15 protein-coding genes are annotated in these 14,430 nt (G+C 39.7%); 13 read left to right on the top strand and 2 right to left on the bottom strand.

Going from position 1 to position 14,430, the window contains the following annotated elements; genetic code table 11:
- The first annotated feature begins 73 nt into the window (after positions 1-73).
- The gene (locus tag ACXYSL_RS01185) at positions 74-1,471 is read left to right on the top strand and encodes an APC family permease (RefSeq protein WP_458623740.1); all 1,398 of its coding nucleotides are present in this window, start codon (positions 74-76) and stop codon (positions 1,469-1,471) included.
- A gap of 22 nt (positions 1,472-1,493) precedes the next feature.
- Here the strand turns inward: ACXYSL_RS01185 and ACXYSL_RS01180 are convergent, their stop codons facing one another.
- A complete protein-coding gene (locus ACXYSL_RS01180) occupies positions 1,494-2,342 on the bottom strand; it encodes a YitT family protein (protein ID WP_458623739.1) in 849 nt (282 codons plus the stop codon).
- Between the two features lie 143 nt (positions 2,343-2,485).
- Between ACXYSL_RS01180 and ACXYSL_RS01175 the strand changes: the two genes are divergently transcribed.
- Both ACXYSL_RS01175 and ACXYSL_RS01170 read left to right on the top strand, forming a co-directional pair.
- On the top strand, positions 2,486-3,322 hold the full coding sequence (locus tag ACXYSL_RS01175; RefSeq protein WP_458623738.1) for a DegV family protein: 837 nt from the start codon (positions 2,486-2,488) through the stop codon (positions 3,320-3,322).
- A 106-nt stretch (positions 3,323-3,428) separates the two neighbouring features.
- A complete protein-coding gene (locus ACXYSL_RS01170; protein WP_001284630.1) occupies positions 3,429-3,704 on the top strand; it encodes an HU family DNA-binding protein in 276 nt (91 codons plus the stop codon).
- Between the two features lie 277 nt (positions 3,705-3,981).
- On the opposite strand, the gene ACXYSL_RS01165 is transcribed toward ACXYSL_RS01170, so the two are convergent.
- Positions 3,982-4,968: an L-lactate dehydrogenase gene (locus ACXYSL_RS01165; RefSeq protein WP_125449308.1), complete on the bottom strand. Its 987-nt coding sequence runs from the start codon at positions 4,966-4,968 to the stop codon at positions 3,982-3,984.
- A gap of 193 nt (positions 4,969-5,161) precedes the next feature.
- Between ACXYSL_RS01165 and gyrA the strand changes: the two genes are divergently transcribed.
- The 10 genes from gyrA to ACXYSL_RS01115 all read left to right on the top strand — a co-directional run bounded on the left by gyrA (position 5,162) and on the right by ACXYSL_RS01115 (position 14,430).
- Complete coding sequence (gene gyrA / locus ACXYSL_RS01160; RefSeq protein WP_458623737.1) at positions 5,162-7,630, top strand: DNA gyrase subunit A; 2,469 nt, start codon at positions 5,162-5,164, stop codon at positions 7,628-7,630.
- On the top strand, positions 7,630-8,376 hold the full coding sequence (locus ACXYSL_RS01155) for a class A sortase (RefSeq protein ID WP_458623736.1): 747 nt from the start codon (positions 7,630-7,632) through the stop codon (positions 8,374-8,376). The genes gyrA and ACXYSL_RS01155 overlap by 1 nt, the downstream gene beginning before the upstream one ends.
- A gap of 73 nt (positions 8,377-8,449) precedes the next feature.
- Positions 8,450-8,866, top strand: a complete 417-nt coding sequence (locus tag ACXYSL_RS01150; RefSeq protein ID WP_458623735.1) for a hypothetical protein — start codon at positions 8,450-8,452, stop codon at positions 8,864-8,866.
- 26 nt (positions 8,867-8,892) lie between these two features.
- Positions 8,893-9,522, top strand: a complete 630-nt coding sequence (locus tag ACXYSL_RS01145) for a hypothetical protein (protein ID WP_458623734.1) — start codon at positions 8,893-8,895, stop codon at positions 9,520-9,522.
- A 131-nt stretch (positions 9,523-9,653) separates the two neighbouring features.
- Entirely contained in the window at positions 9,654-9,776 is a 123-nt protein-coding gene (locus ACXYSL_RS01140; RefSeq protein WP_458623733.1) for a hypothetical protein, read from the top strand.
- A 119-nt stretch (positions 9,777-9,895) separates the two neighbouring features.
- Positions 9,896-10,237 (top strand): hypothetical protein, encoded by a 342-nt coding sequence (locus tag ACXYSL_RS01135; protein WP_458623732.1) that lies wholly within the window; start codon positions 9,896-9,898, stop codon positions 10,235-10,237.
- A 122-nt stretch (positions 10,238-10,359) separates the two neighbouring features.
- Entirely contained in the window at positions 10,360-10,707 is a 348-nt protein-coding gene (locus ACXYSL_RS01130; RefSeq protein ID WP_001008305.1) for a hypothetical protein, read from the top strand.
- A 125-nt stretch (positions 10,708-10,832) separates the two neighbouring features.
- Positions 10,833-11,630 (top strand): formate/nitrite transporter family protein, encoded by a 798-nt coding sequence (locus ACXYSL_RS01125; protein WP_000254787.1) that lies wholly within the window; start codon positions 10,833-10,835, stop codon positions 11,628-11,630.
- A 150-nt stretch (positions 11,631-11,780) separates the two neighbouring features.
- Complete coding sequence (locus ACXYSL_RS01120; RefSeq protein WP_212576439.1) at positions 11,781-13,061, top strand: O-acetylhomoserine aminocarboxypropyltransferase/cysteine synthase family protein; 1,281 nt, start codon at positions 11,781-11,783, stop codon at positions 13,059-13,061.
- Positions 13,062-13,155: 94 nt separating this feature from the next.
- On the top strand, positions 13,156-14,430 hold the full coding sequence (locus ACXYSL_RS01115) for a DUF2130 domain-containing protein (protein WP_084873228.1): 1,275 nt from the start codon (positions 13,156-13,158) through the stop codon (positions 14,428-14,430).

Genomic DNA, 14,430 nt, shown 5'->3' with positions numbered 1-14,430 from the left:
AGAACCTAATAAATATTCACAAAAATGCTTTTATATGGTAAAATAAAACAATTACATTTAGTGGAGATGAAGTATGAATATTTTTAGAACCAAGGATGTTAGTCTGAGACAGACAGAGATGCGTCGCCATTTGAAATTGTGGGATTTGATTCTATTGGGAATCGGTGCTATGGTAGGGACGGGGATTTTCACCATTACAGGAACAGCGGCGGCTACTCTAGCTGGTCCCTCACTAGTGATTTCCATTGTGATTTCTGCCTTATGTGTTTCTTTATCAGCTCTCTTTTTTGCAGAATTTGCCTCTCGTGTACTTGCAACTGGAGGTGCTTATAGTTATCTCTATGCGATTTTAGGAGAATTGCCAGCCTGGATTGCTGGCTGGTTGACCATCATGGAATTCATGACAGCTGTTTCAGGTGTGGCGTCTGGCTGGGCAGCTTACTTTAAGGGATTACTCAGTGATTATGGTATTTCCATGCCCCAAGCCTTAAATGGCACCTTCAACCCTGAACAAGGAACCTATATCGACCTTCTACCTATTTTGGTGCTGACCTTGGTAACAGGATTGGTTTTATTAAATTCCAAGGCAGCCTTACGCTTTAATTCGCTTCTAGTAATCTTGAAATTCTCTGCTCTAGCCTTATTTATCCTAGTTGGTATTTGGTACATCAAACCTGAAAATTGGTCGAATTTTGCTCCTTTTGGCTTTGGCCAGATTTATGGAGGAAGCACTGGGATTATGGCAGGTGCATCTTTGATGTTCTTTGGATTTCTCGGATTTGAGTCTATTTCCATGGCAGTTGATGAAATCCAAAGCCCGCAAAAAAATATTCCTCGTGGAATTGTCCTTTCTCTAACAATCGTCACCATTCTCTATGCCTTGGTAACTTTAGTATTGACAGGGATTGTTCACTACAGTAAGCTCAATGTGGACGATGCAGTAGCATTTTCATTACGGAGTATTGGTATCGGCTGGGCAGCAAATTATGTTTCGCTTGTAGCCATTCTAACCCTGATAACGGTATGTATTTCCATGACTTATGCTTTGTCTCGAATGATATATAGCTTAGCACGTGATGGACTTTTACCTCAAAGTTTCAAACAACTAAGCAAGACCAGTCGCGTTCCTAAAAATGCGACCCTCTTAACAGGAGTTGTTTCAGCCCTTGCTGCAGGAGTATTTCCTCTAGCCAGTATTGCAGCCTTCTTAAATATTTGTACCTTAGCTTATCTCATTTTGCTAGCCTACGGAATAATAAAACTCAGAAAAGATAAGGGAATGCCCCAAAAAGGAGAGTTTAAAACTCCTTTGGTGCCACTTTTGCCAATCCTTTCCATCCTTATCTGTGTTTCCTTTATGCTTCAATATAGTCTAGATACCTGGATTGCCTTTGGCATTGCTCTTGTGGTTGGGTTAGTCATTTACTTTACTTACGGTTACCATCATTCAACTCTTACAGAAGAAAAATAAAAGCTGGGAATTCCCAGCTTTTTTAATCTTTCACATAAGTAAATCCTTCACCCAGAATTTCATGAGCCTCAGTGATGGTGATAAAGGCTTGAGGATCGACTTGGTGAATCATATCTTTCATTTTTACGATTTCGTTTCGACCGACGATACAGTAGATAATTTTTAAATCCTTTTTGCTGTAGTATCCTTGACCAGATATAAAGGTAACGCCACGGCCAAGTTCCTCATTAATCTTATCAGCCAGTTGGTCAGGATATTGAGTAATGATGATAAATCCTTTGCCAGCGTAACCCCCTTCGCCAATAAGGTCAATAACGCGAGCGATGATAAAGTCAAACAAGAGGGTATAGGTAACTAGACGAAGATCCTGGAAGATAATCAAAATCAACATTAGGATAAAAAAGTCAATCCCAAAGAGCAATTTCCCAATCGAAATATTGGTGTATTTGTTGAGGATACGGGCAACGATATCAGAACCACCAGTGGTTCCACCAGCATTAAAGATAATTCCTAAACCAACCCCCAGTAAGACTCCTGAGACCAAAGCGACAATGATGAGATCCCCTTGCAAGTCGATGTGCAAAGGAATACGCTCAAAAATTGCTAGCCAAATAGAGAGAGAAATAGAACCCAGAAGGCTGGAGTAGAGGGTCTTAGGTCCAAATATTTTCCAAGCTAGGATAAATAAAGGGATATTAATCAAGAGATTCATCAATGAGACAGGGATTTTAAAAAGATAGTAGGTAATCAAGGTAATACCTGTCGCCCCTCCCTCAAATAGATGATAAGGAACAACAAAGTAGGTGAGACCAAAGGCATAGATAGCTGCTCCAAATATAATCGTAATAATCGGTTGAACTTTTCGAATCATAGCTGTTCCTCGCTTTTCTATAGATAGATTATACCAAAAATTCAGTTTTTTTAATTGGATCACTTATGATTTTTTATCATTTTTTTGATATAATAAGAGTGAAAAATCCCAATCCTATTGAGAAGAATAGAAAGATTGAACTTATGACACAAGTAAAAATTGTAACGGACTCTTCTGTTACTATCGAACCAGAAGTAGTTAAAGAATTAAATATCACTATTGTCCCCTTATCAGTTATGATTGATGGCGTACTCTACTCAGATGCTGATCTAAAAGAGGGGGAATTCCTTCATCTTATGCAACAAAGCAAGAATCTCCCTAAAACGAGTCAACCACCTGTGGGAGTGTTTGCTGAAGTCTTTGAAGAGCTGGGAAAAGATGGCAGTCAGGTTGTTGCTATTCATATGTCTCATGCCTTGTCTGGAACGGTTGAAGCTGCTCGCCAAGGCGCAAGCCTCTCAAGTTCTAATGTGACTGTTATTGATAGTTCCTTTACAGATCAGGCTATGAAGTTTCAAGTTGTTGAAGCTGCAAAACTTGCTAAAGAGGGTAAAGATTTAGAAACTATTCTGGCACATATAGAAGAAGTGAAGAATCACACAGAGCTTTATATCGGTGTTTCGACTCTAGAAAACCTAGTGAAAGGTGGGCGTATTGGACGTGTAACGGGACTATTGAGCTCACTATTAAATATTCGTGTAGTGATGCAGATGAAAAACCACGAACTTCAACCAATCGTCAAAGGGCGTGGTGCGAAAACTTTCAAAAAATGGCTTGAAGAGTTAACGGTGGCCCTTACTCATAAATCAGTTGCAGAAATTGGAATTTCCTATGCTGGAACGAATGAATGGGCAAATGAGATGAAGAGTTTATTGCAAGCCTATGTTGAGAAACCAATCTCTGTACTGGAAACTGGCTCTATTATTCAAACTCATACTGGAGAGAATGCTTGGGCAATTCTAATCCGCTATAATTCCTAAAAAAATAGAGAAAAATGTTTGAAATGGCGCTTTTGACTTGACCTATGGGCAATTTTAGGATATGATTATATTTGTTAATCAGAAATTATTTGGAGGATTTGTTAACATGGCAAACAAACAAGATTTGATCGCTAAAGTGGCAGAAGCTACAGACTTGACTAAGAAAGATTCAGCAGCAGCAGTTGACGCTGTATTTGCAGCAGTAACTGAATACCTTGCAGCTGGTGAAAAAGTTCAATTAATTGGTTTTGGTAACTTTGAAGTTCGTGAACGCGCTGCACGTAAAGGTCGCAACCCACAAACTGGTAAAGAAATCGAAATCGCAGCTTCTAAAGTTCCAGCATTCAAAGCTGGTAAAGCTCTTAAAGACGCTGTTAAATAATGAATTTAGAAAAAGCCTATTGTATCAAGCTTTCTAGCTTGGTCAATAGGCTTTTTTTGTTGCTTTGGGGCATTTTGGGGCAAAGACGAATACTTTTTCATGGCACATACCACTGTTGATTTCATTTTTTTAGTTATATATGTATAAATTTAGGTATTTTTCAACTGAGTCTTTGATATGATATATAACTTCTGAGATAAGTAGTCTTTTGAAAAATAGGGCTTAAGCCTTTACAGTAAAAGAAAAAAGGTTCCCATGTTTGGGAACCTTCTTTTAATTAGTTTTTAGAAGCTGCTTGGAATTCAGGGTTTTTCCATGCTTCATCAATGATAGCTTGCAATTCTTTAGCAGATGCTTGCATTTTTTGAGTTTCAGCGTCGTTCAATGGGATGTTTACTGGACGAACGATACCGTGTGCACCAACAACAGCTGGTTGACCGATAAAGACGTTTTTAACACCGTATTGACCTTCTTGGAAGACTGAAAGTGGAAGTACTGCATTTTCGTCATCAAGGATTGCTTTTGTGATACGAGCAAGTGCTACTGCGATACCGTAGTAGGTAGCTCCTTTTTTGTTGATGATTGTGTAGGCAGCGTCACGAACACCTTCGAACAATTCAATCAATTCAGCTTCTTGAACGTGTTGAGTGTCTTTAAGGAATTCTTCAAGGTTTACACCAGCGATGTTGGCATGTGACCAAACCGCAAATTCAGAATCTCCGTGTTCACCCATAATGTAGGCGTGAACTGAACGAGCATCAACATCCAATTTTTCAGCAAGTGCTTGACGGAAACGAGCTGAGTCAAGTGAAGTACCTGAACCGATAACACGTTCTTTAGGGAATCCAGAGAATTTCCAAGTTGAGTAAGTCAAAACGTCAACTGGGTTAGCCGCAACAAGGAAGATACCATCAAAACCTGATTCAACAACTTGTGTTACGATTGATTTGTTGATAGCCAAGTTTTTACCTACAAGGTCAAGGCGAGTTTCGCCTGGTTTTTGAGGAGCACCTGCAGTGATAACAACAAGGTCGGCGTCTGCACAGTCAGAGTATTGAGCAGCGTAGATTTTTTTAGGTGAAGTGAAGGCAAGGGCGTGACTAAGGTCAAGCGCATCACCAACAGCTTTTTCGTGTAATTGTGGAATTTCGATAATTCCAAGCTCTTGTGCAATTCCTTGGTTAACAAGTGCAAAAGCGTAAGAAGAACCTACGGCACCGTCACCAACAAGGATCACTTTTTTGTGTTGTTTAGTTGAAGTCATTTTTCTAAACGTCTCCTTCATTTTTTTTTGGGATTTCCCATACACCTCCATTTTATCACTTTTAAAAAACTTTGTCACGGATATTATATTCACTTCCAAATGTAAACGTTTTAGTGGTTTTCAAAGACTGAAATGAAGGACATTTTATGGTATAATATACCTAATTACTAATAGTGAAATGAGGCATTTATTAATGCAGGATAAAAATTTAGTGAATGTCAATCTGACAAAGGAGATGAAGACTAGCTTTATCGACTACGCCATGAGTGTTATCGTAGCGCGTGCTCTTCCTGATGTTCGAGATGGCTTAAAACCTGTTCACCGCCGTATTCTTTACGGAATGAATGAACTAGGTGTTACACCAGACAAACCTCATAAAAAATCAGCCCGTATTACAGGGGATGTTATGGGTAAATACCACCCACACGGGGATTCATCTATTTATGAAGCCATGGTTCGTATGGCTCAGTGGTGGAGCTACCGTTACATGCTTGTAGATGGACATGGAAACTTTGGTTCCATGGACGGGGATGGTGCCGCCGCACAGCGTTACACTGAGGCTCGTATGAGCAAGATTGCTCTTGAAATGCTTCGTGACATCAGTAAAAACACAGTTGATTTCGTAGACAACTACGATGCTAACGAACGTGAACCCTTGGTTTTGCCAGCTCGTTTTCCAAATCTTTTGGTCAATGGGGCAACTGGTATCGCTGTTGGGATGGCAACTAATATCCCACCCCACAACCTAGGTGAAACCATTGATGCGGTGAAGTTGTTTATGGACAATCCTGAAGTGACGACTAAGGACTTGATGGAAGTCTTACCTGGTCCAGATTTTCCAACTGGTGCCCTTGTCATGGGGAAATCAGGTATCCATAAGGCTTATGAGACTGGTAAAGGTTCCATTGTCCTCCGTTCTCGAACAGAGATTGAGACGACTAAGACAGGGCGTGAGCGCATCGTGGTAACAGAATTTCCTTATATGGTCAATAAAACCAAGGTACATGAGCATATTGTTCGCTTGGTTCAGGAAAAACGAATTGAGGGCATTACAGCTGTACGTGATGAGTCCAACCGCGAAGGGGTTCGCTTCATTATCGAAGTGAAGCGTGATGCTTCTGCAAATGTCATCCTCAATAACCTCTTCAAGATGACCCAGATGCAAACCAACTTTGGTTTCAATATGCTTGCTATTCAAAATGGCGTACCAAAGATTTTGTCCCTTCGTCAAATTTTGGATGCTTATATCGAGCACCAAAAAGAAGTGGTTGTTCGCCGTACTCGTTTTGACAAGGAAAAGGCAGAAGCGCGTGCGCACATCTTAGAAGGCCTTTTAATCGCGCTAGACCATATAGACGAAGTGATCCGTATCATCCGTGCTAGTGAAACGGATGCGGAAGCACAAGCTGAGTTGATGAGCAAGTTTAAGCTTTCTGAACGTCAAAGTCAGGCTATCCTTGATATGCGTCTTCGTCGTTTGACAGGATTGGAACGCGATAAGATTCAGTCTGAATATGATGAATTGATTGCCTTGATTGCAGACCTAACCGATATTCTTGCTAAACCAGAACGCGTAGTGCAAATCATAAAAGATGAATTAGATGAAGTAAAACGTAAATTTGGTGACAAACGTCGTACCGAGTTGATGGTTGGAGAAGCCTTAACTCTTGAAGATGAAGACTTGATTGAGGAGTCAGATGTCTTAATCACTCTTTCTAACAAGGGCTATATCAAACGTTTGGACCAAGGTGAATTTACTGCTCAAAAACGTGGTGGTCGTGGAGTCCAAGGTACAGGAGTTAAGGATGATGACTTTGTGCGTGAGTTGGTTTCAACCAGCACCCATGATCACTTGCTCTTCTTTACTAATAAAGGACGCGTATACCGACTAAAAGGTTATGAAATCCCTGAATATGGTCGTACCGCTAAGGGATTGCCGGTTGTCAATCTTTTGAAGCTGGATGAAGGGGAGAGCATACAAACCATCATTAATGTTAAATCTGAACGTAGTGATGACGCCTATCTCTTCTTCACAACCCGTCACGGTATCGTGAAACGAACCAGTGTTAAAGAATTTGCTAATATCCGTCAAAATGGACTTAAAGCTTTGAATCTCAAGGATGAAGATGAACTGATTAATGTCTTGCTGACAGAAGAAGATACAGATATCATCATTGGTACTAAGTTTGGTTATGCCGTTCGCTTTAATCAATCAGCCGTTCGTGGTATGAGCCGTATCGCGACAGGTGTCCGAGGTGTTAACCTCCGTGATGGAGACACTGTAGTTGGTGCTAGTGTCATCACTGACCAGGACGAGGTCCTTATCATCACTGAAAAAGGTTATGGTAAACGTACTCTTGCAACTGAATATCCAACAAAAGGTCGTGGTGGTAAAGGGATGAAGACAGCCAATGTTGCTGAGAAGAATGGTCCTCTGGCAGGTCTCCTCACTGTTAAAGGTGATGAAGACCTGATGATTATCACGGATACAGGGGTCATGATTCGAACAAACGTTGCCAATATTTCACAAACAGGACGCTCAACTATGGGAGTTAAGGTGATGCGTCTAGACCAGGATGCCAAGATTGTGACCTTTACAACGGTGGATGCGGTAGAAAAAGAAGAAGTTGGGACTGAAAACGAAACAGAAGGTAAAGCATAATGTCTCATAAAAAAACGAAAAGTAAGAAGAATAAGCGTAGGAATCTATTTCTCAATATTTTAGCGGTTTTCTTAATTCTTTTATCCTTAGCTTTGATTTTTAATTCAAAGATTCGAGATCTCTTTATGGTGTGGAACACCAATAAATACCAAGTCAGTCAGGTGACTAAGGAAAAGATTGAAGAGAATAAAGAAACAGAGGGAAATTTTGATTTTGATTCTGTCAAATCCATCTCATCAGAAGCGGTGTTAGCTGCCCAGTGGGATGCTCAACAACTTCCAGTTATAGGAGGGATTGCCATTCCTGAAGTAGAGATCAACCTGCCTATTTTTAAAGGTTTGGATAATGTAAACTTGTTCTACGGGGCAGGGACCATGAAAGCAAATCAGAAAATGGGGGAAGGCAATTATTCACTAGCCAGCCACCACATCTTTACTGCTGAAAATGCAAGTCAGATGCTCTTTTCGCCTTTGGTCAATGCCAAAGCGGGCATGAAAATTTACCTGACCGATAAGGATAAGGTTTATACTTATGAGATTACGGAAGTTAAACACGTTACTCCGGACCGAGTAGATGAAATCGAAGATCGTGAAGGAGTTAAGGAGATTACGCTGGTAACTTGTGTGGACTATAATGCGACTGAGCGTATAATTGTTAAGGGGATTTTTAAAGAATCAAAAGCTTATTCAGAGACTTCTGAGGATATTTTGAAGGCCTTTAATCAACCGTATAGACAACGTTATTAACCTCAAAAACCAGTGAATTGTATTTTTCACTGGTTTTTGTCAAATAGAACCGTCGGTCAAAGGAGAATAATACATGTTCGAATATTTTTGGATTGGAATGAAAACGATGTGGGAAAGTCCTGTCTTTAGTTTTGCCTTTTACTTATTAGCCTCTATTCTTTTACTAATCTTTTGGCGACGTTTTATAATTGTCCGTCGTAGTGGTGGTAATTTTTTTGCCCCATTTCACATTGCCAATGGGAGACTTTATATTCACAATGCTTTCGTATTTGTGAAGCGAATCATTCCGCTGAATAACATCAGAAGGATTGAAGTCAAATATATTCGAAGTGTCAAATTGAATGGGGCAAGGTATCATGTGTTTATTGAACAGAAAAACAGAAAGACTCTATCATTTTTCTGTGGCAAATCAAAACAGAATGATCTCCTTGTGAAGAATCTAAAGAATGAAACTAAAAACTACCATATTAGAATTGTAATAGATGGATAAGTGTTTAGTTTAAGAAAGGAATGATCATGGATAAGCTACAAGAAGTCAGAGAAAATGAACAGTTAAGGACCTTACTGATGACTGAATGTGATATTTATTTTTATGACAAGATAAGTGAAGTCCAGTTTTCAGGGAACAATGAGGAATACTCTCTTGCCTGTAAGGCATTTGCCCAGGATGGCAGTGGGGGCGAATATGTTTTTCTTGAAGATAACAGCATAGGCTTTATCGGAAGTGAGGGCCAAGTGGGAAGAGTAGCAGAAAGTCTGGATGACTTACTGACATTCCTACTTCACGCAGGTTGTATTTCGGATTTTAGCTGTCAGTATCTTTATCAGAATACAGACTTATTGAAAGCATTTTGTAGGGGCTATGTGTCTAAAATACGAGAAAGCTATCAGGTTAAGCAGGAAAATTGGGATCTGGTACGAGGAAATATGGCTCAAAAACTATCACTTGATTTCAATCCCCAAAAACTAGAAAAAGTAGCCATGGCATTTTATCAAGCAGCGACAAGGAAACCTGTCTTTTCCTGTAAGTATATAGACGGTGAAGAAGAGTATACCTGCGATTCAGTCTTGTCGGACATTGTAGGATTGTGGACGACAGAACTTGTAGGCATGAGTAGAGAAGAAATTGAAAACTATAAAATTTGATAATGTATGATACTCGCAAGATGATCATTCAACTTTAATGGTATCTTTTCAATATGAAAGGAAACTGGTCAATAGGTTGAAAGATTTATCGTAAGAAACCGAAGGATGTCTAGTATAAGAGAGGATAGATAATGAGTCAGTTAAGAGAAAAGTCTTTAGCTACGCTCAAAGAGGATACAACAAGTAGTTTTCCATTTGACAAGGACCTTCCTATGATATACTTGGGAGAAATTGCCAATATGGCTGGACACTGAATCTTCATAGGAAAATCGGGGGAAGTGTTATTTTGGATATCATATTTCACATTTTAGAGAACTAAGTGAAGATGAAATATAGGACTTTCGCAGTAGGAAAAATAGATGAAGAGTTGACAATGAATAATCAGATTGACTTGGTACTTCCAAACCTATACGCAGAATTCTTGAGCAAAATCGACAAAGCAGGAGAGTTGGTAATAGAGAATACAGGTATCACCTTATACTCGAGGCTAGATTTGCTAGAGAGAAACTCCACCTACCAAATAGAAGAGTGGGAACCAGATTTTTTCCTGATTGGGCAAGATGGGGATGTCGCTTTTTTTATAAAGAAAGATTCTGACGACACTATTTATATGAATGATTTGGGGGCATTAGGTTCACTGGAAATGAAACCCATATCTTCGAATATTTTCGAGTTTGTGCAACAAGCAAGTGAACATTCTGATGATATCTTCTAATCATTGCAAGCGTTGTTATTTTATCGTATGTGCGTGTAGAAGACATTTTTATGAAAACATTTGAACATTTTGATTAATGTTAATAAATTTTTAGTAAATGATAATGATTTGGAGAGTGAACAATGAATTTTGATGAGAGTTTACAGCAATACACTTATGAGCATGAGGGAGTGACCTTTGTTTGGGACGAAGAGCCTGATTGTGACTTTATAGATAAAGTTGAACTGTTATCAAAAAATTATCAGGAAAATCTCAATAGAATTATCAACTTCATGCTAGCTGATCTTAAGGAAATGTATGGAGAAGTCAGCGAGGAAGATGTGAAGAACAAGCTGGGGAAACCTATCATTGACTACAATCAAGGAACAGTTAGTTATTGTGAGCAAACATTCGATGACTGGCACCTATTTGAGTTTGAATTTTTGGATGATCAATTTGAAACATTGGAATGTTTTTCTGTTAATGGGTAAAGGAGAGATTTATGGAATTCCCCAATGCATTGATTTTCTTTGTAGAAAACGTATACAAGAAAGGCTTTTCAAAATGCGTGCTTTATGTTATAATATTCACAAATAAAAGTTTTAGGAGTTTTTTTATGGTCTCTTCAGAATTTATCTCAAAGATTGAATTTGCTTGTAAGAAGAAAGAAAGTCTTTATAGCCAAAGTAAGTTTAAGTATGCGATTCGTTCCATGTTTGCAGGTGCTTTTCTGACATTTAGTACGGCTGCAGGTGCAGTTGGTGCTGACTTGATAAATAAAATCGCACCAGGCAGTGGTCGCTTCCTCTTCCCATTCGTTTTTGCTTGGGGATTGGCCTACATTGTTTTCTTGAATGCCGAGTTGGTAACTTCAAATATGATGTTTTTAACAGCTGGTAGTTTCTTGAAAAAAATCTCTTGGAGAAAAACAGCTGAGATTTTGCTTTACTGTACCTTGTTCAACCTTATCGGAGCTTTGATAGCAGGTTGGGGCTTTGCCCACTCAGCAGCCTATGCAAATCTAACACATGATAGCTTCATTTCAGGGGTTGTAGAGATGAAGTTAGGTCGTTCCAATGAGTTAGTCTTACTTGAAGGTATTTTAGCCAATATCTTTGTAAACATTGCCATTCTTTCATTTGTTTTGGTGAAAGACGGTGGGGCTAAACTTTGGCTTGTTTTGTCAGCAATTTACATGTTTGTATTCTTAACAAACGAACACATTGCTGCGAACTTTGCTTCTTTTGCGATTGTTAAGTTTAGTGTTGCAGCAGATTCAATTGCTAATTTTGACATACCTAATATTCTTCGTCACTGGGGTGTAACCTTTGTCGGAAACTTTATTGGTGGGGGTCTCTTGATGGGCTTACCATACGCCTTCCTCAACAAAAATGAAGATACTTATGTCGATTAAAGAAATGAGCACGAGTGAATCGTGCTTTTTTGTTTGATATGTAAGACTAGTCATAGTTGTTCCTTATATCAAAATATAGAAAAACGGTATTGGAAAAGACTAGCCCAAGATGATACAATATCCCTAATGAAGCTATTTGGAGGTCGTCTTATGACTCGTGATTTTAAATTTGAAACCCTACAATTACATGCTGGGCAAGTAGTTGATCCAGCAACTAAGTCTCGTGCAGTACCGATTTATCAAACAACATCCTTCGTTTTTGATGACACGCAGGAAGGTGCAGATCTGTTTGCCTTGAGAAAACCAGGGAATATCTATACTCGTATTACCAACCCTACAACAGCAGCTTTTGAAGAAAGAATTGCTGCTCTTGAAGGTGGTGTTGGAGCGCTAGCGACAGCATCAGGTATGGCTGCTGTAACCTACACTATTTTGGCGCTTGCTCACGCAGGTGACCATGTAGTGGCTGCATCAACTATTTACGGTGGGACCTTCAACCTCTTGAAAGAAACCCTTCCTCGTTATGGGATTACAACAACCTTTGTGGATGTGGATAATTTGGAGGAAGTAGAAGCAGCTATCAATGACAATACCAAGCTTGTCTTGATTGAAACCTTGGGGAATCCCTTGATTAACATTCCTGACTTGGAAAAATTGGCTGAGATTGCGCATAAACACCAGATTCCTCTCGTTTCGGACAACACCTTTGCCACACCATATTTGATTAACGTCTTCTCTCACGGTGTAGATATTTCCATTCACTCAGCAACTAAGTTTATCGGTGGGCATGGTACGACTATTGGTGGAGTGATTGTCGATAGTGGTCGTTTTGACTGGGAGGCTTCAGGGAAGTTCCCTCAATTTGTTGAGGAAGACCCAAGTTACCACAACTTGAGCTATACTCGTGATGTAGGTGCAGCAGCCTTTATTATCGCTGTTCGTGTTCAATTGCTCCGTGATACAGGTGCTGCCTTGTCACCATTTAATGCCTTTCTCTTGCTCCAAGGGCTTGAAACTCTCTCTCTTCGTGTGGAACGCCATGTGCAAAATGCAGAGAAAATTGTTGATTTCCTTTTCAACCATCCTAAGGTAGAGAAGGTAAATTATCCAAAACTAGCTGACAGTCCATATCATGCCTTGGCTGAGAAATATTTGCCAAAAGGTGTTGGTTCAATCTTTACCTTCCATGTCAAAGGTGGAGAGGCAGAAGCTCGCAAGGTAATTGATAATTTGGAAATCTTCTCTGACCTGGCAAACGTAGCAGATGCTAAATCGCTTGTTGTCCATCCAGCCACAACTACTCACGGTCAATTGTCAGAAAAAGACCTAGAAGCAGCAGGTGTCACACCAAACCAAATCCGCTTGTCTATCGGACTTGAAAATGTAGAGGATTTGATTGAAGATTTGCGTTTGGCCTTGGAAAAAATTTAAAGTAACAGATATAAACAGTGGGTTTCGACTCGCTGTTTTTGATTTTTCCTCAGGCATGATATAATGGTTACAGAAGTCTAGAAAGAGGAAGGTTATGAACGAAATCAAATGTCCCAACTGTGGGGAAGTCTTTACAGTAAATGAGAGTCAGTATGCCGAACTTTTATCCCAAGTGAGAACAGCTGAGTTTGATAAGGAACTGCACGATCGAATGAAGCAGGAGCTGGCCTTAGCTGAGCAAAAGGCCATGAATGAGCAACAGACTAAACTGGCTCAGAAGGACCAAGAAATTGCGCAATTGCAGAGTCAAATCCAAAACTTTGATACAGAGAAAGAGTTGGCCAAGAAAGAAGTTGAACAGACAAGTCATCAGGCTTTATTGGCAAAGGATAAGGAAGTACAGGCCTTGGAAAACCAATTGGCGACCTTGCGTTTAGAGCATGAAAACCAACTGCAAAAGACTCTCTCTGATTTAGAAAAAGAACGGGATCAGGTCAAAAATCAGCTCCTCTTGCAAGAAAAAGAAAATGAGCTGTCTTTGGCTTCTGTTAAGCAAAATTACGAAGCTCAGCTCAAGGCAGCCAGTGAACAAGTTGAGTTTTATAAGAATTTCAAGGCTCAACAATCTACAAAAGCTATCGGGGAGAGTTTGGAACAGTATGCAGAGAGTGAGTTCAATAAGGTTCGTAGTTTTGCCTTTCCGAATGCCTACTTTGAGAAGGATAACAAGGTCTCTGCGCGTGGGTCTAAGGGGGACTTTATCTTCCGTGATTTTGATGAAAATGGTCTAGAATTCATTTCCATTATGTTTGAAATGAAAAATGAAGCGGATGGAACAGAGAAGAAGCACAAGAATGCCGATTTTTACAAAGAATTGGACAAGGACCGTCGGGAGAAGAACTGTGAGTATGCCGTTTTGGTGACCATGCTTGAGGCCAATAACGATTACTTTAATACAGGAATTGTTGACGTCAGCCACGAGTATGAAAAGATGTATGTGGTTCGTCCTCAGTTCTTTATCCAGTTGATTGGTCTCCTACGAAATGCAGCGCTTAATTCGCTAAAATACAAGCAAGAGTTAGCGCTTGTCCGTGAGCAAAACATTGATATCACTAACTTTGAGGAAGACTTGGATGCCTTTAAAGTAGCTTTTGCAAAAAACTACAACTCAGCTTCAACCAACTTTGGTAAAGCTATCGATGAAATCGACAAGGCCATCAAACGCATGGAAGAGGTCAAAAAGTTCCTAACCACATCTGAAAACCAACTCCGTCTAGCTAACAACAAGTTGGAAGATGTTTCGGTTAAAAAACTGACACGAAAAAATCCAACCATGAAAGCGAAATTTGAAGCGCTGAAGGGGGAGTGA

It is taken from the genome of Streptococcus sp. V913 (assembly GCF_054353455.1).
This window is presented reverse-complemented; position numbering and strand designations above follow the sequence as displayed.